Annotated in this window: 22 protein-coding genes, 4 tRNA genes and 1 pseudogene; 14 read left to right on the top strand and 13 right to left on the bottom strand. The window is 60.5% G+C overall.

Annotated features, from left to right (window positions below):
• Positions 1 to 180 precede the first annotated feature (180 nt).
• The 5 genes from acs to NTD85_RS23170 all read left to right on the top strand — a co-directional run bounded on the left by acs (position 181) and on the right by NTD85_RS23170 (position 7,705).
• On the top strand, positions 181 to 2,118 hold the full coding sequence (gene acs / locus NTD85_RS23190) for an acetate--CoA ligase (protein ID WP_262143303.1): 1,938 nt from the start codon (positions 181 to 183) through the stop codon (positions 2,116 to 2,118).
• Positions 2,119 to 2,168: 50 nt separating this feature from the next.
• Complete coding sequence (locus NTD85_RS23185) at positions 2,169 to 3,041, top strand: oxygenase MpaB family protein (protein ID WP_103521369.1); 873 nt, start codon at positions 2,169 to 2,171, stop codon at positions 3,039 to 3,041.
• 184 nt (positions 3,042 to 3,225) lie between these two features.
• Entirely contained in the window at positions 3,226 to 4,242 is a 1,017-nt protein-coding gene (locus NTD85_RS23180; RefSeq protein WP_103521370.1) for a class I SAM-dependent rRNA methyltransferase, read from the top strand.
• A 218-nt stretch (positions 4,243 to 4,460) separates the two neighbouring features.
• Positions 4,461 to 7,409 carry a DUF748 domain-containing protein gene (locus NTD85_RS23175; RefSeq protein WP_262143302.1) on the top strand — a complete coding sequence of 983 codons (2,949 nt, stop codon included), beginning with the start codon at positions 4,461 to 4,463 and terminating at the stop codon, positions 7,407 to 7,409.
• Positions 7,409 to 7,705 carry a DUF2845 domain-containing protein gene (locus NTD85_RS23170; protein WP_003228281.1) on the top strand — a complete coding sequence of 99 codons (297 nt, stop codon included), beginning with the start codon at positions 7,409 to 7,411 and terminating at the stop codon, positions 7,703 to 7,705. The genes NTD85_RS23175 and NTD85_RS23170 overlap by 1 nt, the downstream gene beginning before the upstream one ends.
• Before the next feature lie 269 nt (positions 7,706 to 7,974).
• On the opposite strand, the gene NTD85_RS23165 is transcribed toward NTD85_RS23170, so the two are convergent.
• Both NTD85_RS23165 and NTD85_RS23160 read right to left on the bottom strand, forming a co-directional pair.
• Complete coding sequence (locus NTD85_RS23165) at positions 7,975 to 8,331, bottom strand: BON domain-containing protein (protein WP_262143301.1); 357 nt, start codon at positions 8,329 to 8,331, stop codon at positions 7,975 to 7,977.
• A 300-nt stretch (positions 8,332 to 8,631) separates the two neighbouring features.
• Positions 8,632 to 9,072: a pilin gene (locus NTD85_RS23160; RefSeq protein ID WP_003228285.1), complete on the bottom strand. Its 441-nt coding sequence runs from the start codon at positions 9,070 to 9,072 to the stop codon at positions 8,632 to 8,634.
• A gap of 228 nt (positions 9,073 to 9,300) precedes the next feature.
• Between NTD85_RS23160 and pilB the strand changes: the two genes are divergently transcribed.
• The 5 genes from pilB to yacG are packed head-to-tail and all read left to right on the top strand — an operon-like array spanning position 9,301 to position 13,909.
• Positions 9,301 to 11,001: a type IV-A pilus assembly ATPase PilB gene (gene pilB / locus NTD85_RS23155; protein WP_262143300.1), complete on the top strand. Its 1,701-nt coding sequence runs from the start codon at positions 9,301 to 9,303 to the stop codon at positions 10,999 to 11,001.
• A gap of 2 nt (positions 11,002 to 11,003) precedes the next feature.
• On the top strand, positions 11,004 to 12,221 hold the full coding sequence (locus tag NTD85_RS23150) for a type II secretion system F family protein (protein ID WP_003228289.1): 1,218 nt from the start codon (positions 11,004 to 11,006) through the stop codon (positions 12,219 to 12,221).
• A 1-nt stretch (position 12,222) separates the two neighbouring features.
• Positions 12,223 to 13,095: a prepilin peptidase gene (locus NTD85_RS23145; protein ID WP_262143299.1), complete on the top strand. Its 873-nt coding sequence runs from the start codon at positions 12,223 to 12,225 to the stop codon at positions 13,093 to 13,095.
• Complete coding sequence (gene coaE, locus NTD85_RS23140; RefSeq protein WP_262143298.1) at positions 13,092 to 13,715, top strand: dephospho-CoA kinase; 624 nt, start codon at positions 13,092 to 13,094, stop codon at positions 13,713 to 13,715. The genes NTD85_RS23145 and coaE overlap by 4 nt, the downstream gene beginning before the upstream one ends.
• Entirely contained in the window at positions 13,712 to 13,909 is a 198-nt protein-coding gene (gene yacG / locus NTD85_RS23135; RefSeq protein WP_003228296.1) for a DNA gyrase inhibitor YacG, read from the top strand. Before coaE ends, yacG begins: the two co-directional genes overlap by 4 nt.
• A gap of 2 nt (positions 13,910 to 13,911) precedes the next feature.
• Here the strand turns inward: yacG and NTD85_RS23130 are convergent, their stop codons facing one another.
• Together NTD85_RS23130 and NTD85_RS23125 are read right to left on the bottom strand one after the other, a co-directional pair.
• A complete protein-coding gene (locus tag NTD85_RS23130) occupies positions 13,912 to 14,127 on the bottom strand; it encodes a hypothetical protein (protein ID WP_003228298.1) in 216 nt (71 codons plus the stop codon).
• Positions 14,128 to 14,192: 65 nt separating this feature from the next.
• Entirely contained in the window at positions 14,193 to 14,882 is a 690-nt protein-coding gene (locus NTD85_RS23125) for an energy-coupling factor ABC transporter permease (protein WP_262143297.1), read from the bottom strand.
• A gap of 118 nt (positions 14,883 to 15,000) precedes the next feature.
• On the opposite strand from NTD85_RS23125, the gene NTD85_RS23120 reads away from it, so the two are divergent.
• The 4 genes from NTD85_RS23120 to NTD85_RS23105 all read left to right on the top strand — a co-directional run bounded on the left by NTD85_RS23120 (position 15,001) and on the right by NTD85_RS23105 (position 17,738).
• Positions 15,001 to 15,627, top strand: a complete 627-nt coding sequence (locus NTD85_RS23120) for a DUF1780 domain-containing protein (RefSeq protein WP_003228301.1) — start codon at positions 15,001 to 15,003, stop codon at positions 15,625 to 15,627.
• Positions 15,624 to 16,151 carry an MOSC domain-containing protein gene (locus NTD85_RS23115; RefSeq protein ID WP_262143296.1) on the top strand — a complete coding sequence of 176 codons (528 nt, stop codon included), beginning with the start codon at positions 15,624 to 15,626 and terminating at the stop codon, positions 16,149 to 16,151. Before NTD85_RS23120 ends, NTD85_RS23115 begins: the two co-directional genes overlap by 4 nt.
• A gap of 51 nt (positions 16,152 to 16,202) precedes the next feature.
• Positions 16,203 to 16,376: a DUF3094 family protein gene (locus NTD85_RS23110; RefSeq protein WP_003228304.1), complete on the top strand. Its 174-nt coding sequence runs from the start codon at positions 16,203 to 16,205 to the stop codon at positions 16,374 to 16,376.
• A gap of 63 nt (positions 16,377 to 16,439) precedes the next feature.
• Positions 16,440 to 17,738, top strand: a complete 1,299-nt coding sequence (locus NTD85_RS23105; RefSeq protein WP_003228306.1) for an NAD(P)/FAD-dependent oxidoreductase — start codon at positions 16,440 to 16,442, stop codon at positions 17,736 to 17,738.
• Between the two features lie 140 nt (positions 17,739 to 17,878).
• Here the strand turns inward: NTD85_RS23105 and NTD85_RS27835 are convergent, their stop codons facing one another.
• From NTD85_RS27835 to rluD, 9 genes and pseudogenes are all read right to left on the bottom strand, one after another.
• Positions 17,879 to 18,742, bottom strand: a complete 864-nt coding sequence (locus tag NTD85_RS27835) for a methyl-accepting chemotaxis protein (RefSeq protein ID WP_410017547.1) — start codon at positions 18,740 to 18,742, stop codon at positions 17,879 to 17,881.
• Positions 18,734 to 19,504: pseudogene (locus tag NTD85_RS27830) on the bottom strand (MCP four helix bundle domain-containing protein); the annotation flags it as partial. The pseudogene NTD85_RS27830 and the gene NTD85_RS27835, both read right to left, overlap by 9 nt.
• A 162-nt stretch (positions 19,505 to 19,666) precedes the next feature.
• Positions 19,667 to 19,743 (bottom strand) — tRNA-Pro (locus NTD85_RS23095).
• Between the two features lie 97 nt (positions 19,744 to 19,840).
• Positions 19,841 to 19,916 (bottom strand) — tRNA-Lys (locus NTD85_RS23090).
• 5 nt (positions 19,917 to 19,921) lie between these two features.
• Positions 19,922 to 19,998: transfer RNA gene (locus tag NTD85_RS23085), tRNA-Pro, on the bottom strand.
• A gap of 9 nt (positions 19,999 to 20,007) precedes the next feature.
• Positions 20,008 to 20,083: transfer RNA gene (locus tag NTD85_RS23080), tRNA-Asn, on the bottom strand.
• Between the two features lie 297 nt (positions 20,084 to 20,380).
• A complete protein-coding gene (clpB, locus tag NTD85_RS23075; protein WP_201136558.1) occupies positions 20,381 to 22,945 on the bottom strand; it encodes an ATP-dependent chaperone ClpB in 2,565 nt (854 codons plus the stop codon).
• Between the two features lie 130 nt (positions 22,946 to 23,075).
• A complete protein-coding gene (gene pgeF / locus NTD85_RS23070) occupies positions 23,076 to 23,798 on the bottom strand; it encodes a peptidoglycan editing factor PgeF (protein WP_262143295.1) in 723 nt (240 codons plus the stop codon).
• Positions 23,795 to 24,757, bottom strand: a complete 963-nt coding sequence (gene rluD / locus NTD85_RS23065; RefSeq protein ID WP_003228314.1) for a 23S rRNA pseudouridine(1911/1915/1917) synthase RluD — start codon at positions 24,755 to 24,757, stop codon at positions 23,795 to 23,797. Before rluD ends, pgeF begins: the two co-directional genes overlap by 4 nt.
• Between the last annotated feature and the right edge of the window lie 148 nt (positions 24,758 to 24,905).

Raw genomic sequence — 24,905 nt, 5'->3', positions numbered from 1 at the left:
CCCCCCCCCCCCCCCACCCCCCCCCCCCCCCCCCCCCCCCCCCCCCCCCCCCCCACTCCTACAGTTGTTTTAGGGGGTATTCAAAATCAGGCTCAAACATCAGATTCCTGATGCGGCTTGAACCCTTGGCCCTCTCGGCGCATCTTTATTCCTGTCGCACAACAAGAATAAGGAACCGTCATGTTCGATATCAGCACGTTCCCCAAAGCCGATGCCGTCCGCCGGGCTGCGCAGTTGAGTCAGGACGACTATAAGCGTCTGTACCGCGAATCCATTGAACACCCCAGCGCCTTCTGGGCCGAACAGGCCACCCGCTTCCTCGACTGGAGCACACCGTGGCAGACCGTGCAGCGCTACGACCTGAAAACCGGTGAGGCGTCCTGGTTTGCCGGCGGCCAACTGAACGTCAGCTACAACTGCATCGACCGTCACCTCGCCCAGCGCGGCGAGCAGACCGCGATTCTCTGGGAAGGCGACGACCCTGCCGAATCGGCGCAGATCACCTACAAAAAACTCCACCATCACGTCTGCCGCCTGGCCAATGTGCTGAAAAGCCGTGGGGTGAAAAAAGGTGATCGGGTGTGCATCTACATGCCGATGATCCCCGAGGCGGCCTACGCCATGCTCGCCTGCGCGCGGATCGGCGCGATTCATTCGGTGGTGTTCGGCGGCTTCTCCCCGGACTCATTGCGTGACCGCATCCTCGACGCCGACTGCCGCACCGTGATCACCGCCGATGAAGGCGTACGCGGCGGCAAGTTCGTCCCGCTCAAGCACAACGTCGACAAGGCCCTGCAAAGTTGCCCGGACGTCAGCACCGTCGTCGTAGTCGAGCGCAGCCAAGGCCAGGTCGATTGGGTCGAGGGTCGTGACCTCTGGTATCACCAGGCCGTACGTGAGGTCAGCGACGATTGCCCGCCAGAACCGATGGACGCCGAAGATCCGCTGTTCATCCTCTACACCTCCGGCAGCACCGGCAAACCCAAGGGCGTGCTGCACACCACCGGCGGCTACCTGCTGCAAGCGGCGATGACCTTCAAGTACGTGCTCGATTACCGCGAAGGCGAAGTGTTCTGGTGCACCGCCGACGTCGGCTGGGTGACCGGCCACAGTTACATCGTCTACGGCCCGCTGGCCAACGGCGCAACCACGCTGATCTTCGAAGGCGTGCCAAGTTATCCGAGCACTTCGCGCTTCTGGCAGGTGATCGACAAACACCACGTCAACATTTTCTACACCGCGCCGACCGCCCTGCGCGCGTTGATGCGCGAAGGTGCCGGGCCGTTGCAGGAAACGTCGCGCCAAAGCCTCAGATTGCTCGGCAGCGTCGGTGAGCCAATCAACCCGGAAGCGTGGGAATGGTATTTCAACGTGGTCGGCGAGCAGCGCTGCCCGATTGTCGATACCTGGTGGCAGACCGAAACCGGCGGGATCATGCTCAGCCCGCTGGTCAGTGCGCAACGCATCAAGCCGGGTTGCGCCACGCAGCCAATGTTCGGCGTGCAACCGGTGCTGCTCGACGAGCACGGCAAGGAAATCAAAGGCGCCGGCAGTGGCGTGCTGGCGATCAAGTCCAGCTGGCCGGCGCAGATCCGCAGCGTCTACGGCGATCCGCAAAGAATGGTCGACACCTATTTCAAACCTTACCCCGGCTATTACTTCACCGGTGATGGCGCACGCCGCGACGAAGACGGCGATTACTGGATCACCGGGCGCATCGATGACGTGATCAACGTCTCCGGCCACCGCATCGGCACCGCCGAAGTGGAAAGCGCGCTGGTCCTGCACGACAGCATCGCCGAGGCCGCCGTGGTCGGTTACCCGCACGACGTCAAAGGCCAGGGCATCTACGCCTTCGTCACGCCCATGAACGGCTTCGAGCCGAGCGATGAGCTGAAGAAAGAACTGCTGGCCCACGTCAGCAAGGAAATCGGCAGCTTCGCCAAACCGGACCTGATCCAGTGGGCGCCGGCCTTGCCGAAAACCCGCTCAGGCAAGATCATGCGGCGGATCCTGCGCAAGATCGCCTGCAACGAACTCGACAGCCTCGGCGACACCTCGACCCTGGCCGATCCGAGCGTGGTCCAGGGCCTGATCGACAAGCGCCTGAATCAGTAACATCTCCGGCGCGGCCAACCGACCGCGCCCTCCACCACCAATGAGTTGTCATGGAATTCATCCGCAGCCGTATCGAAAACCAACTCATGAGCCTGACCGGTCTGTCCCTCGGTCAGCTCGATCTGGAAAATCCCAAGGGCGATCCCGGGCTGTTCGGGCCGGACTCGGTCAGTTGGCAAGTGCATGGCGACTTCAGCAGCATGCTGATCGGCGGCATCAGCGCGCTGTTGCTGCAAGCCCTGCATCCACTGGCGCTGGCCGGGGTCTGGGATCATTCGAATTTTCGTCAGGACATGCTCGGACGTTTGCGCCGCACCAGTCAGTTTGTCTCCGGCACCACCTTCGGCTCGCGCCGCGACGCCGAATGGCTGATCGACAAGGTGCGCACCATTCACCTGCAAGTGGTCGGTACCGCGCCGGATGGCCGGCCGTATGCGGCCAGCGATCCGGACCTGTTGACCTGGGTGCATGTGGCCGAGGTCAGCCATTTTCTTGCGGCGCATTTGCGTTACCGCAATCCGCAATTGTCGGGGGCGGATCAGGATCGCTACTACGCGGAAATCGCCGTGGTCGCCGAGCGCCTGGGTGCGCGGGATGTGCCGAAATCGCGGCAAGCCGTGGCCGACTATCTGCAACGCATGCGCCCGCAACTGCTCTGTGATGAGCGCAGCCGCGAAGTCCTGCGCCTGCTGCTCGACGCGCCAGCCCCGAGCGTGCTGGCCCGACCGTTTGGTGACCTGATGATGAAGGCCGGCATCGATCTGCTGCCGGACTGGGCCAGTGACCTGTTCGGCATACGGCAGAACCCGCTGCAACGCCAATTGATCCGCGCCAGCGTCAAGCGCAGTGCGCCGATGCTGCGCTGGGCGATGCGCAATGGTTCGGTACAGCGGGCCAAACGCCGAATGGGACTGCTCACCTGATTTATACACAGAACCTGTGGCGAGGGAGCTTGCTCCCGCTGGGTTGCGCAGCGACCCTCGGAATGTTGCGAGCGCTTCGCACTCGAGCGGGAGCAAGCTCCCTCGCCACAGATCTGCGCAATGTCTCAGGGCTTCGGTAACTGCTAAACTCCCGCGCCCCCATTCTCACCAGCAAGGCGCACGCATGTCTTCCTTGAATCAGGCGCTGCGCGCCGCCCTCGATCAACGCCAGGATCTGCTCGCTGAGCTGCACAGCCAGGGCACCGATTGCTATCGCCTGTTCCACGGCAGCCAGGAAGGCGCCGGTGGCCTGACCGTCGACCGCTACGGCCCGCAATTGCTGGTGCAAAGTTTTCACCAGACCCTGGAGCGTGACGACCTGCTGCAACTGCACGCCATGGTCAACCAGACCCTGGGCTTTGAAACGCTGTTGGTCTACAACGACCGCTCCCGCGGCAACTCGCGGATCGATCGCGAAGACAGCGTCTACCGCGCCGACGAGGCCGCCCTGGCGGATCTGGTCGGCCACGAATGGGGCCTGAACTATCGCGTGCGTGGGCGCCATGCCGGGCAGGACCCGCTGCTGTTCCTCGACCTGCGCAACACCCGCGGCTGGGTCAAGGATCACGCCAAAGGCAAAAGTGTGCTCAACCTGTTCGCCTACACCTGCGGCGTCGGCCTCAGTGCCGCCGCCGGTGGCGCGCGCGAGGTGTGCAACCTGGATTTCGCCGAAGGCAATCTGGCCGTCGGCCGCGAAAACGGTCTGCTCAATCCGCAGTTGCCCGAGATGCAATTTATCCAGTCCGATTACTTTCCGGCGATCCGTCAACTTGCCGGGCTGCCGATCAGCCAGCGGCGCGGGCAGAAACTGCCGAGCTATCAGCGTCTCGACCAGCGTCAATACGATCTGGTGCTGCTCGATCCACCGGCCTGGGCCAAGAGCGCGTTCGGCACCGTCGACCTGCTGCGCGACTATCAGAGCCTGCTCAAACCGGCACTGCTGACCACCGCCGACAACGGCGTACTGATCTGCTGCAACAACCTGGCAAAAGTCAGCATGGATGACTGGCGTGAACAGGTCCTGCGCTGCGCCGAGAAGGCCGGGCGCCCGGTGCGCGAATGGAGCGTGATGACCCCGGGCGCGGACTTCCCGTCGCGGGATCAACAACCACCGCTGAAAACCCTGATCCTGCAGCTGTAACCCCCCCTGCGGGACTGGCAACCATCCAATGTGGGAGCGAACTTGCTCGCGAAGGCGGCGTGTCAGTCAGCATATTTCTCGACTGATCCACCGCTTTCGCGAGCAAGCTCGCTCCCACAGTGTCTTGGTCCTACAGAACAATCTGAACAATCCTGCACCCCACGATGTACTTCGGAACCAGAATCGCGTGCCATACTCCAAGGCACTCCGATTCAGAGATGAAGCCGCACATGCCCAAAGGATTGATTCGCGCGATTGGCGCCTTGTTGACTGCTCTGGCCCTCTACAGCCTGCTGGGGTTTCTGATTTTGCCGGGCATCGCCCTGCGCATCGCCAACCAGCAGTTGGCCAACTACGCGACAGTGCCGGCGCATATCCAGCGCATCGAACTCAATCCGTTCAGCCTTGAAGTCACCCTGTGGGGGCTGGTCATCGGTGAGCCGGGCAAGGAGCAGGTCGGTTTCGAGCGGCTGTACGCCAACCTGCAACTCGACAGCCTGTGGACCAAGGCGCTGCATCTGGCCGATATCGAGCTGGACAAGCCCAAGACTGAAGTCCTCTTCGCCAAGGACGGCCAGCTCAATCTGCTGGGCCTGTTCAAAATTCCCGCCAGCGAGCCGACCCCGGCCGACCCGAATGCCAAGCCGTTCCCGCTGCGCATCGACCGCATTCAACTGGCCGGGGGCAACGTGCATTTCCAGGACGCCCGGCCGAGCGAGCCGATCGAGTTCCTCTACGACAAACTCGACTTCGAACTGAAAAACCTCAGCACCCTGCCCGAAGACAATGCTGACATGACCCTGGTGGCTGCCGGCCCGGCCGGTGGGAAGATCGACTGGAAAGGCAACTTCAGCCTGATCCCGTTCACCTCCGAAGGCACTTTGAAAGTCACCGACGGCAAGATGAAATCCTTCTGGCCCTACGTGCGCGATGCGCTGCCCTTGGTGCTCGAAGACGGCGTGATCAACCTCAGCACCGAATACAAACTGAATCTGTCGAAAGAAACCGAACTGCTGTTGAACAACGTCGCGGTGAGCATTGCGCCGTTCGCGATCAAGGCGCCGGACGGCCGCCCGCTGGCGAATCTCGAACGCCTCGATGTCAGCGAGACCTCGGTCGACCTGGCCAAACAGCAAGTGGTGGTCGGCAAGATCCGCAGCAACAAACTGGAAACCTGGGCCGCGCTCGAAGCCGACGGCCAGCTCGACTGGCAGAAACTGTTCGCCAGCCAGCCATCGAAACCGGCCGCCAAGGCCGCCGCCGAACCCAAGTCCACTCCAGCCGCCGCCGACTCGCCGAAAGCGCCGGGCGCGCCGAGCAAGCCTTGGCAAGTGCTGCTCAAAGACGTACAGCTACGCAACTACACCGTGCATCTCGCCGACCGTTCGGCCAACCCGCCGGTGGCGCTGGACATCACCCCGCTGAACATCGACCTGCAGGATTTCGACAGCCTCAACGGCTCGCCTTTCAAAGTCAGGCTCGACAGCGGCTTGGGCAAACAAGGCAAGATCAACGCCGACGGCGTGGTCAACCTGGCCCCGGTCACCGCCCAACTCAACGTGAAAACCCAAGACATCGACCTGCGTGTCGCGCAGTCCTACATCAATCCGTTCATTCGCCTGGAGCTGCGCAGCGGCATGCTCGGCAGTGACCTCAAGGTCAACCTCAAGAGCACCGCCCCCCTGGCACTCGGCGTGACCGGGCGTGCGCAGATCGATCAATTGCACACCCTCGACACCCTGAAAAACCGCGACTTCCTCAAGTGGCAGCAAGTGGTGGTCGAAGGTCTGAATTATCAGCACGGTGACAGCCTGTCGATCGACAAGGTCAACCTGTTCCAGCCGTATGTGCGGTTCATGATCAACGATGACCGCACCACCAACATTGACGACCTGCTGATCCCGCAGCCCGCCAACAGCGGTGCGAAACCTGCGGCAGCGAAACCGCCCAGCAAAGATAAACCACTGGGCATTCACATCGGCGCGATTGCGATCAACGACGGCTCGGCCAATTTCGCCGACTTCAGCCTGACGCCGAATTTCGCTACGGCGGTGCAACAGCTCAACGGCCAGATCGGTACCATCGACAGCCGTCAGGCGAAACCGGCCAGCGTCGACGTCAAGGGCAAGGTCGATCGCTATGCACCGGTGACCATCAAAGGTGCGGTCAACCCGTTCGATCCGATGGCCAGCCTCGACATCGCCACCAGCTTCAAACGTGTCGAACTGACGACACTGACGCCGTACTCCGGCAAGTTCGCCGGTTACCGCATCCGCAAGGGCCGGCTCAACCTCGACCTGCACTACCTGATCACCAAGGGCCAGTTGAAGGCTGAAAACAAAGTGGTGGTCGAGCAACTGCAACTCGGCGAGAAAGTCGACAGCCCGGATGCCGTGAGCCTGCCACTGAAGCTGGCGATTGCCCTGCTCAAGGACGTCGATGGCAAGATTTCCATCGAGCTGCCGGTGACTGGCGATCTGAATAACCCACAGTTCAGCGTGATGCCAATTGTCTGGCAGACCCTGCGTAATCTCATCGTCAAAGCTGCCGCGGCACCGTTCAAGCTGATTGGCGGGCTGATCAACGGCGGCGGTTCCGAAGACCTCGGCACCGTATCCTTTGCCCCGGGGTCCAGCGACCTGAGCAAGGACGCCCAGTCGGCGCTGGACAAACTGTCCCAAGCCCTCAAGGAACGTCCGGCCCTGCGCCTGGAAATCGAAGGCACCGCCGCTCAGAGCAGCGACGGTCCGTTGATCGCCGAACAGCGTCTGGAGCGCGAATACCAGTACAACTACTACAAGATGCTCCAGCGCCGAGGCGACAAGGTCCCGGCTCAGGCTTCCCTGCTGCAGGTGCCGGACAGCGAAAAAGGCCCGCTGCTCGAAGGCATCTACCGCACCCGACTGAAAACCCAGCCACCGGCCGAATGGAAGGATCTGGGCAAGGAAGAACGCACGGCGAAAATGCGTGACGGCGTGATCAAGTTCTGGAGTTCCAGCGATGTGCTGCTGCGGCAGTTGGGGCAGGAACGCGCCAGCAGCATCAAGGACTACCTGGTCGACAAGGGCCAACTGGCGGATGACCGGGTGTACTTCATCGACGCCAACCTTGGCGAGGCCGAAAGCGATGGTCGGGTCGTGACGCAAATGCACCTGGACGCCGAGTGATGAACCACAACTGGCTGGTTGCGCTGACACTGCTGCTCGCCGCCAGCCCCGCGCTGGCCTCCGACACCCTGCGCTGCGGCAGTCAGTTGGTCAGTCTCGGCGACCGCACCAGCGAAGTGCTGCAAAAGTGTGGCGAACCGGTCAGCCGCGATGTCCTCGGCTACAAGCGCAGCGCCAATCGCCGCGAAGAGTTTCAGGTCGAGGAATGGACCTACGGCCCGAGCAACGGCATGTACCAGTACCTGCGCTTTGAAGGCAACCGCCTGCGGCAGATCAACAGCAAGCGCGGTAACTGAACCACAACCTATATCCCTGTGGGAGCGGGCTTGCTCGCGAATGCAGTGTGTCAGCTGATGAATATGCCTGCTGACACACCGCATTCGCGAGCAAGCCCGCTCCCACATTTAGCTTTTGCTGACCTGAAATAGAACAGGCCCCGACACAAGTGCCGGGGCCCGTAATGGTCACGTCCGTGTGACCGTTCGCATGAACTCTAAAGTTGCGGCAGACGTATTGCTCGGCCCGTCTGTCGCGCCTTCTCCCGGTCCAGGCGAGAAGTCATGCCTTACTCGGCTTTCAGGCCGTCAGCGGAGACCGCTTTGACGCCTTTGATTTTCTTGGCGATAGCCACGGCGGTGGTTTTCTGAGCCTCGGTCACTGCAACAGTGGAGGACAGGGATACAACGCCTTTGTTGGTTTCAACTTTGATGTCAGTGCCTGGAATGCCTTTTTCGGTTACCAGGTCGCTTTTGACTTTGGTAGTGATCCAGGTATCGGAAGTAGCTTCTTTAGCCTTGGTCATTTCACCAGCAGCCAGAGTCATTGGAGCCTGAGTAGCCTGGGTGGTTTGTGCGAAAGCACCGGAAGCCATGGTCAGGGTCAGCGCGGTAGCAGCAGCGGCAGTGATAGCGAACTTCTTCATACGAGTAACTCCTGTTTTTCTGGAAAGTCTGCTGGTTGTCTTGTCAGCAGGGTTACTGGGTATATTGCGAAGGCTGTGCCAACTTTTCGAAAGACAATAAATCGTTATAAATCAATTAGTTATGAATTAGCCAAATTTTCGGAATCATGCAATTTGCATGACGCATGCATTATCGACATGCAAGTTGCGGCTTTTCGGAAAGTTCCTAACACGCTGAAATTATTGAAGCTTTTTTCCAGCGCAAAAAGGCAAAAAAAATGCCCCGCATCGCGGGGCATCTCAGGCCGTTTGCTGAATAGATCAGGCACCGGTACCCGCGCAACCTTTAGGCGCGTAGTCCGGGTTGACGGTCGACGCACAGCTCCAGACGCCGGAGGTGTTGCCGGTTGCAGCCCCCGTGCGGGTAAGGGTGATGGTTTTACCCAGCACCGGGCCCGGGGCGTTCACCAGTGTGCAGGTAATGGTGCCGGCACCTGTCGCAGCTGTTCCCGAAGCCGCCAGTGTGCAGTTGGAGGTGGTAGCTGTGGCACTACCGGCCACAAGTAACAGGGTTGGATCGGTACCTTGATTAATGGTGTCCTCGAACGGCACCTTCAGCGCGCTGATTTCGGCCAGACCTGCCGTCACCTTCGAACGCGCCTGATACTTGGAGTATTGCGGCAGGGCGATGGTCGCCAGAATGCCGATGATCGCCACCACGATCAGCAGCTCGATCAGAGTGAAACCTTTTTGGTTGTTCATAGACAGGCTCTCCATGCATGAGTCGGAATCTCATGATCTGCAAAGGGCTCAGCATAGGCCGTGCCAACCGCTTGCAGACCCCGTGCGCTCGGCATAAAGGGGCCGTGTCGCGCTTTCCTACAACCCGTAACCGCACTATCTGACACTTTTTGTCACCTGTACCGGGCGTGTTTGGCGCTGTCACTTGACTAGGCTATAAGTCATGAACTGTCAGCATCCGGAATCCCCATGAATGACATCGCTCTGAGCGGTCTGGCCAAGCAATTGGTACAGGCCGAACTGCTTACGGAAAAAAGCGCCCAGCAGGCCTGGCAACAGGCGCAGCGCAATCGGCTGTCGCTGGTCAGTTACCTGGTGCAGAACAAACTGGTGAAGAGCTCACAGGTCGCCGAGATCGCTTCCGAGCATTTCGGCATGGCCTTCATGGACCTCAACTGCCTCGACAAGGAAACCCAGCCCAAAGGCCTGGTCAGTGAAAAACTGGTGCGCCAGCACCACGCCCTGCCCTTGTGGCGCCGTGGCAACAAACTGTTCGTGGGCATTTCCGACCCGAGCAATCATCAGGCGATCAATGACATTCAGTTCAGCACCGGGCTGAGCACCGAAGCCATTCTGGTGGAGGACGACAAGCTCACCGAGGCCATCGAGAAATTCTTCGACACCCACGCCAGCGGCCTCGAAGAAATGGCCGACGTCGATCTCGACGGCGTGGATGTCGAGTCCGTCGACGACAGCCGCCAGGACGCCATTGGCGGACTCGACGCCGACGACGCACCGGTCGTGCGCTTCGTGCACAAGATGCTGCTCGACGCGATCAAAAGTGGCTCGTCGGACCTGCACTTCGAACCCTACGAAAAAAACTTCCGGGTGCGGGTGCGTACCGACGGCATCCTGCGCGAGGTGGCCAAACCGCCGATCCAGTTGGCCGGGCGAATCGCCGCACGCCTGAAAGTCATGGCCAGCCTGGATATCTCGGAGCGCCGCAAACCCCAGGACGGGCGGATCAAGATGCGCCTGTCGAAGAGCAAGTCGATCGACTTCCGGGTCAACACCCTGCCGACCCTGTGGGGCGAAAAAGTGGTGATCCGGATTCTCGATCCCTCCAGCGCACAGATCGGCATCGATGCGCTGGGTTACGAACCGGCGCAGAAAGACCTGTACATGGCAGCGCTCAAGCAGCCCCAAGGGATGATTCTGGTAACCGGGCCTACCGGGTCGGGGAAAACCGTATCGCTGTACACCGGCCTGAATATCCTCAACACCGTCGACATCAACATTTCCACCGCCGAAGACCCGGTGGAAATCAACATGGAAGGCATCAACCAGGTCAACGTCAATCCCAAGCAAGGACTGGACTTTGCCCAGGCCCTGCGTTCGTTTCTGCGGCAGGACCCGGACGTGATCATGGTCGGGGAAATCCGCGATCTGGAAACCGCCGAAATCGCGATCAAGGCCGCGCAGACCGGCCACCTGGTGCTGTCCACGCTGCACACCAACAGCGCCGCCGAAACCCTGACGCGTCTGCACAACATGGGCATTCCCGGGTTCAACATCGCCACCTCGGTGAGCCTGATCATCGCCCAGCGTCTGGCGCGCAAGCTGTGCAGCCACTGCAAGAAACCGATCGAGATCCCCCGCGAAACGCTGATCAAGGAAGGTTTCCCGCCGGAACAGATCGGCAGTTTCACGATCTATGAGCCGGTCGGTTGCGACCTCTGCAACGGCGGCTACAAGGGACGCGTGGGGATTTACGAAGTGGTGAAAAACACCCCTGACCTGCAACGGCTGATCATGGCCGAAGGCAATTCGCTGGAAATCGACAGCCAGATGCGTCGCGACGGCTTCGACGACCTGCGCACCTCGGGCCTGCACAAGGCCATGCAAGGCATCACCAGCCTGGAAGAAATCAACCGGGTCACCAAGGACTGAACATGGCGGTCAAGGCAGCGAAAATCAGCATCTACGCCTGGGAAGGCACGGATCGCAAAGGCAGCAAGGTCACGGGCGAGTTGAGCGGGCAGAACCCTGCGCTGATCAAGGCCCAGCTGCGCAAACAAGGGATCAATCCAGGCAAGGTGCGCAAGAAATCCACCTCCTTGCTCAGCCTCGGCAAACGCATCAAGGCCCAGGACATCGCCCTGTTCACGCGGCAGATGGCGACCATGATGAAGGCCGGCGTACCGCTGTTGCAGTCGTTCGACATCATTGGCGAAGGCTTCGACAACCCGGCGATGCGCAAACTGGTGGACGAGGTTAAGCAGGAAGTGGCCGCCGGCAACAGCTTTGCTGCGGCCCTGCGCAAGAAGCCGCAGTATTTCGATGAGTTGTATTGCAACCTGGTGGATGCCGGCGAGCAATCCGGCGCCCTCGATACGTTGCTGGAACGGGTCGCGACCTATAAGGAAAAAAGCGAAGCGCTCAAGGCCAAGATCAAGAAAGCCATGACCTATCCCGCCGCCGTGGTACTGGTGGCGATGGTGGTCACGGGGATTTTGCTGGTGAAAGTGGTGCCGCAATTCCAGGCGGTATTCTCCGGTTTCGGTGCTGAACTGCCGGCCTTTACCCTGATGGTGATCAGCATCTCGGAGTTCATGCAGCAATGGTGGTGGATAGTGCTCGGCGCGCTGATTGCGGCGGTGTTCGGCATCCGTCATGCGCTGAAGAAATCCCAGGCCTTGCGCGACCGCAAAGACACCTGGCTGCTGAAGCTGCCGCTGGTGGGCACGCTGATGTACAAATCGGCGGTGGCGCGATTCGCCCGCACCCTGTCGACCACCTTCGCCGCTGGCGTGCCACTGGTGGAAGCACTGGATTCGGTGGCCGGCGCCACCGGCAACGTGGTGTTCAAACGTGCCGTGCTGCGTATCCGCCAGGACGTCGCCACCGGCATGCAGCTGAATTTTTCCATGCGCAGCACCGGGGTCTTCCCCAACATGGCAGTGCAGATGACCGCCATCGGTGAGGAGTCGGGCGCACTGGATGACATGCTCGACAAGGTCGCCGGTTTTTATGAGGACGAAGTGGATAACATGGTCGACAACCTCACCAGCCTGATGGAGCCGTTCATCATGGTGGTGCTCGGGGTCATCGTCGGCGGGCTGGTCGTGGCCATGTACCTGCCGATTTTCCAACTCGGCTCAGCGATCTGACATGCCTATCGACGAACTCTTCAGTCTGTATCCGCTGGCCTTCGTACTCGCCGCCCTGCTGCTGGGGCTGGTGGTCGGCAGTTTTCTCAACGTGCTGGTCTGGCGTCTGCCGAAAATGCTCGAGCGCGATTGGCGCCAGCAGGCGCAGGACGTCCTTGGCCTGCCGAGCGAAACGCCGCTGCCAACCTACAACCTGATGCTGCCGCACTCCCAGTGCCCGCACTGCGGCCACCGGATTCGGGCGTGGGAGAACATTCCACTGCTCAGCTACCTGTTCCTGCGCGGACGCTGTTCGGCGTGTGCCGCCCCCATCAGCATACGATATCCCCTGACCGAACTGGCCTGCGGCCTGCTCTCGGCATTCGTCGCCTGGCATCTGGGGTTCGGCTGGCCGGCCGGTCTGTTGATCGTCTTCACCTGGGGGCTGCTGGCGATGAGTCTGATCGACACCGAACATCAACTGCTGCCCGATGTGCTGGTGTTGCCATTGTTGTGGCTGGGGCTGATCGTCAACAGTTTCGGGCTGTTCGTCTCGCTAAACGCGGCGCTGTGGGGCGCGGTGGCCGGTTACATGGCGCTGTGGTCGGTGTTCTGGCTGTTCAAGCTGCTGACCGGCAAGGACGGCATCGGCCACGGGGATTTCAAGCTGCTGGCGCTGCTCGGGGCCTGGGGTGGCTGGCAGATACTGCCGCTGACGATCCTGCTGTCATCGCTGGTGGGGGCGATTGTCGGGGTGATTCTGTTGCGTCTGCGCGAGCAGAAAACCTCGACGCCGATCCCCTTCGGCCCGTATCTGGCAATTGCCGGCTGGATTGCCTTGCTCTGGGGTGGTCAAATAACCGACTTCTATTGGCAGTTTGTCGGTTTGAAATGAATACCCCTGTGGAAAAACCCTGGATTCTCGGCCTGACCGGCGGCATCGGCAGCGGTAAAAGCGCCGCGGCCCAGCACTTCATCGATCTCGGAATCCATGTGGTCGACGCCGACCATGCGGCGCGCTGGGTAGTCGAGCCGGGACGTCCGGCACTGGCAAAGATTGCCGAGCACTTCGGCGCGGATGTGTTGCAGGCTGACGGCACGCTGAACCGCGCCGCTCTGCGCCAGCTGATCTTTGAAGTGCCGGAGGAACGCCGCTGGCTCGAAGCCCTGCTGCATCCGTTGATCGCCGAGGAAATCGCCCATCATCTGGCGCTGGCAAAATCGCCGTACGCGATTCTGGTGTCGCCGCTGTTGATCGAATCCGGGCAACACACGATGACCCAGCGGATTCTGGTGATCGACGCCCCGCAACAACTGCAGATCGAACGCACCTTGCAGCGCGACCAGACCAGCGAACAGCAGGTCCAGGCGATCCTCAAGGCCCAGTCGAGCCGCGAAGATCGCGTGAGCCACGCCGACGATGTAGTGGTCAACGACCGCGACCTCGCCTGGCTGCACAGCGAAGTCGAGCGTCTGCATCACTTTTACCTGACTTTATCCGGAGGCCAGTCATGAGCCCTACAACCGTCGAATGCCCAACCTGCGGCGCCCCCGTGGAATTCACCCCCGAGAACAAATTCCGTCCGTTCTGCTCCGATCGTTGCAAGCTGATCGACCTCGGCGCCTGGGCGTCCGAAGAGCACAAGATTCCGGTCGCCCCGGATGCCGAAGACGAAATGTTCTCCGGCGATTTCGACCCGCGTCACTGAGATCAGGGCCGCATGAAGCCGTAGTCCTGATCGTCGTCGAGGTTTTCCGCGAGAAAGCGCAACTCGTCGGCCAGGTCTTCGGCGTTGCGCACCGTCTTGCTCTGTTGCACCACCGCGCTGAGCAAGGCGCGCAAGCTCAGGCCCGGATCGAAACCCACCTCCAGCGCCATGTCCAGACTCTGCCGTGTCTCCTGCCTCGCCCACTCGTAAACACTCATGCCGCTGCTCCTGAAGGAATTTGGCCGAGCATGAAATGCCGTGCGGGTGGCGGGTTTGATGTGGATCAAGACTTGGGATCGTCGTCCTTCCAGGGCGCCGAAAGGTAGCGGGTGCGGTTGAAGGTTTCCAGCCACTCCGGACTGAACACCACCAGCGCGCTGATCACCATGCCGTTGATAAAGGCTTCGGGGAAAATCAGCAGCCACAGGTAGCCGATGAAGTCTTCCAGCCATTCCGGCATGGCGAACAGACCGTCGTACCACAGCAGGCCCAGGCTCAATGTCAGGCACAGCAACGCCGACAACGCCGCCGCAAAGAACCCGGAATAGAAGATGTACACAAACGGATTACGCGGCTGGGCACGCTCGACGATGATCGCCACGCACTCGGTGATCAACACCGGCAACAGGATCAGCAACGTACCGTTGACCCCGACCGCCGCCAGATCCTGGCGCCCGAGCAACACCAGCCCCAACTGCGCCACCAGCCCGCCGATGATCGCCAGCGGCCAGTCGAGCAGCAACGTCACGGCGGTCATGCCGATAAAGTGATAAGAAACCCCGGTGTCGAAATCCCTGCGCACCATCCACAGCAGAAACAAGGCGAACACCGTGCCGAACAGCAGATGCTGGCGGCGACTGTCAGTGAACAACTCGACCCACGGCGCACGACAGATCGCCCAGGCCAGCACCGGCAGGTAAATCAGCCAGCCAAGTGTCAGGATTGTCGAAGACAGCAGTTCTGCACCGATCATGAATCCCTTACCTTCTCCATGGGTTTGATTCCTTCATCGGAGTCTACACCGCCCTCTTCCAGGCATCAGCCGATGCAAAGCTTTCTGCTTGTCGCATTTGAACGCTAAGCTTGGGCCTATGGATGACTCAGATTACTTACGCCTGCTGACCATTGCGGCCGAGCAAGCCAACGCGTTCCTGTCCAATGCCCGCAAATGGGAGCGTGAGCGTTGGGTCTGCCAGCGCCTGCTGCAAGGCTTGAACATCCCTTACCGCGCCGATGAGTTCGCCCCCGCTGGCGAGCCGCCGGACGTGCTGTTTCGCGATGCCAATTTCGAAGTGTTCTTCGTTCTCGATGAAGGCCGCCGACTCAACGACGAATGGCGCGATGAACTGCAACGTCGCCGCAGTGCGTTTTCCCTCAGCCAACTGGTGCGCCGTGAAGCCAAGCCACGGCGGATCCCGGCCAATGAGTTCTTGCTGCGACTGGCGCCGACCTTGCGCAAAAAAGCGCACAACTACAAAGAACGCGGTATGGATCTGGGTGAACTGGACATCATTGCCTTCGCCAGCCTCAAGCGCGAGGTGCTGGACCTGAACAGCCATTTTCCACCGCCGACCGAGTATCTGCGTCAGGGTTGGCGCTCGCTGTCGCTGGTCGGCCCGACCTTCGCCCGAGTGCTGTTCGCCCATCCCGATGCGCCGGACTTTCTGCGCAGCAACCTCGGTCGCAGCATCGTCTTCGATGTCGGGATCAGCCTGTGACGCCGCTGCAGCAGTTGATTGCCGAAGTCCCGCAGACTGGCCGCGTACGCTGGATCGGCGTGCGCCCCGAGTCTCGCGGCCCGATGATCGAGCTCGACGCCGTCGAGGCACGGCTCGAAGCCGGATTGACCGGTGACCACGCCCGCCCCGGCGTGCGCAATGCGCGGCAAGTGACGTTGATTCAGTTCGAACACCTGGCGGTCATCAGCGCGTTGATGGGCCGGCCTGAAGATCAACCCGTGAGGCCTGAAGACCTGCGGCGCAATCTGGTCATCAGCGGTATCAATCTGTTTAGTCTCAAGGGTCGGCGCTTTCGCATCGGTCAGGCAATATTCGAGACCACCGGCTGGTGTCAGCCCTGCGCGCGCCTGCAAAACAACCTTGGCCCCGGCACCTTTCAAGCGGTGCGCGGGCATGGCGGAATTACCGCGCGGGTGTTACAAAGCGGGATCATTCGCCTCGACGACGGTGTTTCTGTCGAACCGGTTCCGGCCAGTGGCTATGCTGCCTTCAACCCGGGTTAAAAACCGCTGTAGCTTCCCCACCTTCAGCAACGTCTACCTGACGAGGCCTTTATGACCAGCCGCCTGAACCCCGAAGACCAGAAGCATGTCGAAGAGTACCTGCAGTTGTCCCAACACCGTGTCGAGCGCCGGCCTTTCCGGCCGTGGATGCTCCTGGTGCTGGTACTGGCAGTGACCATTGGTCTGGGCTTGCTGAGCCGATTAATCAGTTACCTGACGCTATGAGCTGCCTCGCGCTCGCTCGGGTAACCGCACCGATTTCCTTTAAAAACCTTGCGAGTTATCCCTATGTCCCATCGTATTGTTATTGTCGGCGGCGGCGCCGGCGGTCTGGAGCTGGCTACCCGTCTGGGTAAGACTCTGGGCAAGCGCGGCACGGCCAGTGTGATGCTGGTCGACGCGAACCTCACGCACATCTGGAAACCACTGCTGCACGAAGTGGCCGCCGGATCGCTGAACTCTTCCGAAGACGAACTCAACTATGTTGCCCAGGCGAAATGGAACCACTTCGAGTTCCAGCTTGGGCGTATGAGCGGGCTTGATCGCGCGCAGAAGAAAATCCAGCTGGCCGCCACCTACGACGAGAATGGCGTGGAACTGGTACCGGCTCGTGAAGTGGCCTACGACTCGCTGGTGATCAGTGTCGGCAGCACCACCAACGACTTCGGTACCCAGGGCGCGGCGCAGCACTGCCTGTTCCTCGACACTCGTAAACAGGCCGAGCGTTTTCACCAGCAACTGCTCAACCACTATCTGCGCGCGCATGCCGGGCAGACCGATGTGATCGAGCAGATCAGTGTGGCGATCGTCGGGGCCGGCGCCACGGGCGTCGAGCTGGCGGCAGAACTGCACAATGCCGCACACGAACTGGCGGCCTACGGCCTGGACCGGATCAAACCGGAAAACATGCACATCACCCTGATCGAAGCCGGCCCTCGGGTGCTGCCAGCCCTGCCGGAGCGCATCAGCGGCCCGGTGCACAAGACTCTGGAGAAACTCGGGGTCAATGTGATGACCAACGCTTCGGTCAGCGAAGTGACCGCCGACAGCCTGATCACCGCCGATGGCAACGTGATCAAGGCCAGCCTGAAAGTCTGGGCTGCCGGGATTCGCGCGCCGGGTTTCCTCAAGGACATCGACGGTCTGGAAACCAACCGTATCAATCAGCTGCAAGTGCTGCCGACGTTGCAGACCACCCGCGACGAAAACATTTTCGCCTTCGGTGACTGCGCCGCGTGCCCACAACCGGGTTCGGATCGCAACGTGCCACCGCGTGCGCAAGCCGCGCACCAACAAGCTTCGTTGCTGGCCAAGTCGCTCAAGCTGCGCATCGAAGGCAAGACCCTGCCGGAGTACAAATACACCGACTACGGCTCGCTGATTTCGCTGTCGCGCTTCTCGGCTGTGGGTAACTTGATGGGCAACCTGACCGGCAGTGTGATGCTCGAGGGCTGGCTGGCGCGGATGTTCTATGTCTCGCTGTACCGCATGCACCAGATGGCGCTGTACGGGCCGTTTCGCACGGCGATGCTGATGCTGGGCAGCAAGATCGGTCGCGGCACCGAGCCACGCCTGAAGCTGCATTGATTTAAAAACGGTGGGAGCGGGCTTGCTCGCGAAGAGGTCGTGTCATTCAACATTCCTGTCGACTGATACACCGCTTTCGCGAGCAAGCCCGCTCCCACATTGTTTTGCGCAGCTCACAAATCCAGCTCACTCCTAGTTCATCAGAGCTGGAAGCGCCGCACCATGCCTTGGAGCGCGTTGGCCAGTTGCGACAGTTCGTGACTCGACGCGCTGGTCTGATCGGCGCCCGCTGCCGAACGGACCGACAGGTCGCGAATGTTCACCAGGTTACGATCCACTTCCCGCGCAACTTGCGCCTGCTCTTCGGCGGCACTGGCGATCACCAGATTGCGCTCATGAATCTCATGCACTGACGCGGTGATGGTTTCCAGCGCCTCCCCGGCGCGCTCGGCCAACGCCAGCGTGGTCGTGGCCCGTGCAGCGCTGGCCTGCATCGAATCCAGCGCCAGGCTTGAACCACTGCGCATGCCCTGCACCATCTGCTCGATCTCCTGCGTCGATTGCTGGGTGCGATAGGCCAGCGCCCGCACTTCATCGGCGACCACCGCAAAACCTCGTCCGCTCTCCCCTGCGCGGGCCGCCTCGATGGCGGCGTTGAGCGCAAGCAGGTTGGTCTGCTCGGCAATGGCACGGATCACATCCAGCACTTTGCCGATGTCCTGTGACTGGTTGGCCAGCGATTGCACCAACTCGCCGGTGTGCTGCACGTCGCTGGCCAGCGCATTGATGGCCGATGCGGTGTCGCTGACCCGCGCCTGTCCCAGTTGCGCCGATTCACTGGATTGACGGGTGGCATCGGACGTCGACACGGCATTGCGAGCGACCTCTTCAACGGCCGTGGTCATTTCATTGACCGCCGTGGCGGCCTGTTCGATTTCGTTGTTCTGCTGTTGCAGACCTTGTGTGCTATCGAGCGTCACGGCGTTGAGTTCATCGGCAGCGGTCGCCAGTTGCGTGGCCGAACCGCTGATGCCTTGCAGCGTTTCCCGCAGGTTCTGCTGCATGGTCGCCAGCGCCTTGAGCAAACGACTGACCTCATCGTTGCCGTGGGTTTCGATCGGTCGGGTCAGATCGCCCCGGGCCACGCTTTCGGCAGCGCTGACAGCGCTGCTCAGCGGACGGACGATGCTGCGGGTGAGCAACATGGCCAGGGCCACCGTGGCCAGCGCCGCCAGCGCGATGAACAGACTGACGATGGTGCGCGAGGTCTGATAGTGGTCAGCGGATTTCTGGCTTTCAGCGGCCACCTGTCTGGCGAACAGATCCGCCAGGTCATTGAGTTGCTTGCCGGAGCCGTCGACCACGGTTTTCATATCAATCAGCAGCAGTTTGGTCAGTGCGTCACGCTGGCCTTGATCGGCCAGGGTGAAGGATTGCGCGATACCGGTGCGATACGCGGCAAAGGTTTTTTTGAACTGGTCATAGAGCTGCTGGCCTTCCGGCGTGGTGACCAGTTTGTCGTAGGCGGCGATCTTCTCGCTCAGCTCTTTGTCGCGGGTGTCCATCTGGCTGCGGTAAGTCGCAATGTTCTTCGGATCCTGATCAAGTGCCATGCGCAGGGAAATCGTGCGGATCCGCAGCATCAACTCACGAATCTCGTCGCCGCCGCGAATGCTCGGCAGCCACTGGCTCTCTACCGCGACCTCACTGTCACGGATGCTCGACATCTGCCCCAAGGCAAATACGCCAAGCAACGCCACCAGTACCGCGATCAGGGCAAAACCCAGTGCGGCACGTGGAGCAATATTCAATTGACGAAGCAACATGAGGGACGCCCTTATTCTTGTATTGGCCAGATTGAAGGGGCGAACAGCGGCAGTCCCCTCTCGTTAGCGGGCTATCGGCAAGTTGTACGATGACTTGAAGGGAATTGTCTTTTGCGAGGACAAAAAAAATCCCCGTATCTTTCGATACGAGGATTTTCAATATGGTCGGGGTAAGGGGATTCGAACTCCTGACATCCTGCTCCCAAAGCAGGCGCGCTACCGGACTGCGCTATACCCCGGTAAAAAAAAGGCGACCTTTCAAAGATCGCCTTCTTCGATCAGCGCTTTTGGCCTCTGATCTTAAGATTCGATCCCAGCGCTAACTGGTTTCAAAAATGGTGGGTCGTGTGGGATTCGAACCTACGACCAATTGGTTAAAAGCCAACTGCTCTACCAACTGAGCTAACGACCCAAAAATGGTCGGGGTAAGGGGATTCGAACTCCTGACATCCTGCTCCCAAAGCAGGCGCGCTACCGGACTGCGCTATACCCCGGCTTGAAATTGGCTCCGTGACCAGGACTCGAACCTGGGACCCAATGATTAACAGTCATTTGCTCTACCGACTGAGCTATCACGGAACTACATATTTCAATTTACAACAGTGAAACTTGAAGCTTCTCGACATCGTTTTCGCATCGCTGCGTTCGTGTGTCTGAGGCGCGCTATTCTACAACCTAGAACACCTCTGTCAACCCCCTAAATCGCTTTCAAGTTAATGATTTGCAACTTATTTCAGTTTTCAACCCAGTGGATTGAAACGCTGCCGGTGACTGACTGCGGGGCGCACTTTACAAGCCTTTTCCTTAGAGTTCAACAGCCTAACGAAAAAAAGGCCTCGCAAAGCGAGGCCTTCCTTATTTCATTGGCTTTGCCGCTCAGTCGAAAACGATTTCGTCGTTCACGACCTTGCCGGTCGCCGTATCGCCCGGCAGGAAATGCCCTGACAGGATCAACTGCGCCAACGGGTTTTCGATCCAGCGCTGGATCGCACGTTTGAGCGGACGTGCGCCATACACAGGGTCGTAACCCACGGCAATCAACTTGTCCATCGCTTCCGGACTCAGTTCCAGCTTCAGCTCGCGCTCGGCCAGACGACTGCGCAGACGGCCCAATTGGATCTCGGTAATGCCCGCGATCTGATCCCGCGCCAATGGCTCGAAGATCACCACTTCGTCGACCCGGTTGATGAACTCGGGACGGAAGTGCGACGTCAGCGCGTCCATCACCGCTGCACGCTGGGCCTCACGGTCACCGACCAGTTCCTGGATCTGCGACGAACCGAGGTTCGACGTCATGACGATCACGGTATTGCGGAAATCCACCGTGCGTCCGTGACTGTCGGTCAGACGGCCGTCCTCCAGCACTTGCAGCAGGATGTTGAACACATCCGGGTGCGCCTTCTCGACCTCATCCAACAGGATCACCGAGTAAGGCTTGCGACGCACCGCTTCGGTCAGGTAACCACCCTCCTCATAGCCAACATAGCCTGGTGGTGCGCCGATCAGCCGTGCCACGGAATGTTTCTCCATGAACTCGGACATGTCGATCCGCACCATCGCCTCTTCAGTATCAAAGAGGAATTCGGCCAGCGCCTTGCACAGCTCGGTTTTACCGACACCGGTCGGGCCGAGGAACATGAACGAGCCGCTTGGACGATTCGGATCCGCCAGCCCGGCACGCGAACGGCGTACCGCGTTGGAGACCGCAACCACCGCTTCGTCCTGACCGATCACACGCTGGTGCAACAGGCTTTCCATCTTCATCAGCTTGTCGCGCTCGCCTTCGAGCATTTTCGACACCGGAATACCGGTCCACTTCGAAACGACTTCGGCGATTTCCTCTTCGGTCACCTTGCTGCGCAGCAACTGGTTTTCGCTCTTGCCGTGCTGGTCGACCATTTGCAGGCTGCGCTCCAGATCCGGGATCACCCCGTACTGCAATTCGGCCATGCGATTGAGGTCGCCTTTACGGCGCGCCGCTTCCAGCTCCTGACGCGACTGCTCGATCTTTTGCTGAATCTGCGCCGAACCCTGTACCTCGGCTTTTTCCGAGTTCCAGATTTCTTCCAGATCCGAGTACTCACGCTCGAGGCGGACGATTTCCTCCTGGAGTTTTTCCAGGCGTTTCATCGCCGCTTCATCGCTTTCTTTCTTCAGTGCCTGAGATTCAACCTTGAGCTGAATCAGGCGACGCTCCAGACGATCCAGCACTTCCGGCTTGGAGTCGATCTCCATGCGGATACGGCTGGCGGCCTCGTCGATCAAGTCGATGGCCTTGTCCGGCAACTGCCGATCCGTGATGTAGCGATGGCTGAGCTTGGCCGCGGCGATAATCGCGCCGTCGGTGATCGCCACTTTATGGTGAACCTCATAACGCTCCTTGAGGCCACGCAGGATGGCGATGGTGTCTTCTTCGCTCGGCTCGTCCACCAGCACTTTCTGGAAACGCCGCTCAAGCGCCGCATCCTTCTCTATATATTGGCGGTACTCGTTGAGCGTGGTTGCGCCGACGCAGTGCAGCTCACCGCGCGCCAGTGCCGGTTTGAGCATGTTGCCGGCATCCATCGAGCCTTCGCCCTTACCGGCGCCGACCATGGTGTGCAATTCGTCGATGAACAGAATGATCTGCCCTTCCTGCTTCGACAGCTCATTGAGCAACGCTTTCAGGCGCTCTTCGAACTCACCGCGATACTTGGCACCGGCAATCAGCGCGCCCATGTCCAGCGACAGCAGACGTTTGCCCTTGAGGCCGTCCGGCACTTCGCCGTTGATGATGCGCTGGGCCAGACCTTCGGCAATCGCGGTTTTACCCACGCCAGGTTCACCGATCAGCACCGGGTTGTTCTTGGTGCGACGCTGCAGAACCTGAATGGTGCGGCGAATTTCGTCATCACGGCCGATCACCGGATCGAGCTTGCCTTCTTCGGCACGCTTGGTCAGGTCGACGGTGTATTTATCCAGCGCCTGACGCGACTCTTCGTGGTTGGCGTCATTCACCGCCTCACCGCCGCGCAGGTTGTTGATCGCGTTTTCCAGGGCTTTCTTGCTCACGCCCTGGCCAAGCAGCAATTTGCCGAGCTTGCTGTTCTCGTCCATCGCGGCGAGCAGCACCAGTTCGCTGGAAATGAACTGGTCGCCCTTCTGCTGGGCCAGACGATCCGCCTGATTGAGCAGGCGCGCCAAGTCCTGCGACATGTTCACGTCGCCGGTCGGGTTCTGGATTTTCGGTAATTGGTCGAGCTCTTTGGTCAGCTCTTTGCGCAAGCTGTTGACGTCGAAGCCGACTTGCATCAACAGGGGTTTGATCGAACCACCCTGTTGTTCAAGCATGGCTTGCATCAAGTGCGCCGGCTCGATGGCCGGATGATCGTGGCCGACAGCCAGGGATTGGGCGTCGGACAACGCCAACTGAAGTTTGCTGGTTAAACGGTCTATACGCATGGGGTCACCTTCCTTTTGAGCAGGCCGGACCTAAAAACCATCCTGAATAAAGAAACCTGCCAGATACCACTGTAGATGTGGTCGATTCTGGGAGATTCAAGCGGCGGACAGTTGATGCAGATCAGTCAGTCTAGCGGGTGAGCCAGATTAAGGAGGCGAACCGACCTGTGCGCGACGCACGGCGGTAAGAAAAGAAGCGCGGGTCGGTCACGGTGCAGAAACCGCCGCCATAAACCGCGGTGACACCGCGTTCAGCCAGACGCAGGCGCGCCAGCAGATAAATGTCAGCCATGAACTTGCCAGCATTGTGGCTGGGCACGAAGGCGGCTGCCGCTCCGGGCAATTGATTGACGAAGACTTCGTGTACTTCCGGCCCGACTTCGAAGGCTTTCGGCCCGATGGCCGGGCCGAGCCAGACCAGCACGTCCGCCGCAGCGGTGTCGAGATGATCGAGGGTGGCTTCAAGTACGCCCGCCGCCAACCCGCGCCAGCCGGCATGGGCCGCCGCGACGCGAGTGCCGGCACGGTTGCAGAACAATGCCGGCAGGCAATCCGCGGTCATCGCCGTGCAGGCAACCCCGGGAGTTGCCGTCCAACTGGCGTCGGCGGTGGCAACCACGCCCGGATCAGCATGAGCCACGTCAATTCCGTGCACTTGCTGCAACCAGGCAGGCTTGATCGAGAAGTGTTCGGTCAGACGCCGACGATTCTCGGCTACTGCTTCCGGGCGATCGTCGACGTGATCGCCCAGATTGAGGCTGTCGAACGGTGCCTCGCTGACACCCCCCTCGCGGGTGGTGACACAGGCCCTGACGCTGGCCGGCGCAGGCCAGTCCGGCGTCAGCCAGTTCATCCGACGAATGCCTCGCGATCCTGCTTGAGCAGGGTCAGCAGCCAGACGAAATCTTCCGGCAGCGGCGATTCCCAGCTCATGCGCTCACCGCTGGTCGGATGATCCAGTTCAAGGAAGCGCGCGTGCAATGCCTGACGCGGGAAGTGCTTGAGCGATTCGACCATGGTCGGGTTCGCGGCAGGCGGAATACGGAAACGCCCGCCGTACGCCGGGTCGCCGACCAACGGGAAGTTGATGTGCGACATGTGCACACGGATCTGGTGAGTCCGGCCGGTTTCCAGTTTGACCCGCACGTGCGTGTGCGAACGGAAACGCTCCAGCACGCGGTAGTGACTGACGGCCGGCTTGCCGCCTTCCATCACTGCCATGCGTTGGCGCTGCTGGCCGTGACGGCCGATCGGGGCGTTGATCTTGCCCCCGGCGGTCACGACACCGATCACGATGCACTCGTAGATCCGGCTGACGCTGCGGCTTTGCAGCTGGGCAACGAGCTTGGTCTGCGCCTGAATGGTCTTGGCCACCACCATCAGACCGGTGGTGTCCTTGTCCAGGCGATGCACGATACCGGCGCGCGGGACATTGATGATGTCCGGCACATGGTGCAGCAAGGCGTTGAGCAAGGTGCCATCGGCGTGACCGGCAGCCGGGTGCACCACCAGGCCCGCAGGCTTGTTGATCACCAGGATGTCGTCGTCTTCATAGACGATGTCGAGTTCGATGTCCTGGGCGATCCACTCGCCCTGGGCTTCCTGCTCGGCAGTCAGCTCAAGGATGGCACCGCCATGAACGATGTCGCGCGGGCGGATGACCGCCCCGTCCACAGTCAGGCGACCTTCTTTGATCCAGGCGGAAAGGCGCGAGCGTGAGTGCTCAGCGAAGAGTTGGGCGGCGACTTGATCGAGGCGTTGGCCGCCCAAATCGGACGGCACCTCTGCGCGAAGTTCAATTTTATCGGACATGCTCTGACTGGGCGTCGGCACAGCCTTTGGTTTCGGCTGCGCGCTTGTGGTTAAATACGGCGTCTTTTGCCCCGAGGCTTTTCAACGGGGCGCTCATCATAACAGGACGGCCCCGCCCAAGACAGCGGCCGTCATAGGGACGCAAGCC

Origin of the sequence: Pseudomonas sp. 13B_3.2_Bac1 (assembly GCF_025466205.1) — a bacterium.
In the GTDB taxonomy this organism is placed as follows: Bacteria; Pseudomonadota; Gammaproteobacteria; order Pseudomonadales; family Pseudomonadaceae; genus Aquipseudomonas; species Aquipseudomonas fluorescens_H.
This window is presented reverse-complemented; position numbering and strand designations above follow the sequence as displayed.

What these genes read in the sequence shown, in the direction of transcription:
- NTD85_RS23160 (WP_003228285.1), bottom strand. Translation starts at nt 9,072, where the DNA reads ATGAACAACCAAAAAGGTTTCACTCTGATCGAGCTGCTGATCGTGGTG.
- yacG (WP_003228296.1), top strand. Translation starts at nt 13,712, where the DNA reads ATGAGCCCTACAACCGTCGAATGCCCAACCTGCGGCGCCCCCGTGGAA.
- NTD85_RS23180 (WP_103521370.1), top strand. Translation starts at nt 3,226, where the DNA reads ATGTCTTCCTTGAATCAGGCGCTGCGCGCCGCCCTCGATCAACGCCAG.
- NTD85_RS23150 (WP_003228289.1), top strand. Translation starts at nt 11,004, where the DNA reads ATGGCGGTCAAGGCAGCGAAAATCAGCATCTACGCCTGGGAAGGCACG.
- NTD85_RS23170 (WP_003228281.1), top strand. Translation starts at nt 7,409, where the DNA reads ATGAACCACAACTGGCTGGTTGCGCTGACACTGCTGCTCGCCGCCAGC.
- NTD85_RS23145 (WP_262143299.1), top strand. Translation starts at nt 12,223, where the DNA reads ATGCCTATCGACGAACTCTTCAGTCTGTATCCGCTGGCCTTCGTACTC.
- NTD85_RS23165 (WP_262143301.1), bottom strand. Translation starts at nt 8,331, where the DNA reads ATGAAGAAGTTCGCTATCACTGCCGCTGCTGCTACCGCGCTGACCCTG.
- NTD85_RS23120 (WP_003228301.1), top strand. Translation starts at nt 15,001, where the DNA reads ATGGATGACTCAGATTACTTACGCCTGCTGACCATTGCGGCCGAGCAA.
- rluD (WP_003228314.1), bottom strand. Translation starts at nt 24,757, where the DNA reads ATGTCCGATAAAATTGAACTTCGCGCAGAGGTGCCGTCCGATTTGGGC.
- NTD85_RS27835 (WP_410017547.1), bottom strand. Translation starts at nt 18,742, where the DNA reads ATGCAGCAGAACCTGCGGGAAACGCTGCAAGGCATCAGCGGTTCGGCC.
- NTD85_RS23110 (WP_003228304.1), top strand. Translation starts at nt 16,203, where the DNA reads ATGACCAGCCGCCTGAACCCCGAAGACCAGAAGCATGTCGAAGAGTAC.
- coaE (WP_262143298.1), top strand. Translation starts at nt 13,092, where the DNA reads ATGAATACCCCTGTGGAAAAACCCTGGATTCTCGGCCTGACCGGCGGC.
- NTD85_RS23175 (WP_262143302.1), top strand. Translation starts at nt 4,461, where the DNA reads ATGAAGCCGCACATGCCCAAAGGATTGATTCGCGCGATTGGCGCCTTG.
- pilB (WP_262143300.1), top strand. Translation starts at nt 9,301, where the DNA reads ATGAATGACATCGCTCTGAGCGGTCTGGCCAAGCAATTGGTACAGGCC.
- NTD85_RS23185 (WP_103521369.1), top strand. Translation starts at nt 2,169, where the DNA reads ATGGAATTCATCCGCAGCCGTATCGAAAACCAACTCATGAGCCTGACC.
- NTD85_RS23105 (WP_003228306.1), top strand. Translation starts at nt 16,440, where the DNA reads ATGTCCCATCGTATTGTTATTGTCGGCGGCGGCGCCGGCGGTCTGGAG.
- clpB (WP_201136558.1), bottom strand. Translation starts at nt 22,945, where the DNA reads ATGCGTATAGACCGTTTAACCAGCAAACTTCAGTTGGCGTTGTCCGAC.
- acs (WP_262143303.1), top strand. Translation starts at nt 181, where the DNA reads ATGTTCGATATCAGCACGTTCCCCAAAGCCGATGCCGTCCGCCGGGCT.
- pgeF (WP_262143295.1), bottom strand. Translation starts at nt 23,798, where the DNA reads ATGAACTGGCTGACGCCGGACTGGCCTGCGCCGGCCAGCGTCAGGGCC.
- NTD85_RS23130 (WP_003228298.1), bottom strand. Translation starts at nt 14,127, where the DNA reads ATGAGTGTTTACGAGTGGGCGAGGCAGGAGACACGGCAGAGTCTGGAC.
- NTD85_RS23125 (WP_262143297.1), bottom strand. Translation starts at nt 14,882, where the DNA reads ATGATCGGTGCAGAACTGCTGTCTTCGACAATCCTGACACTTGGCTGG.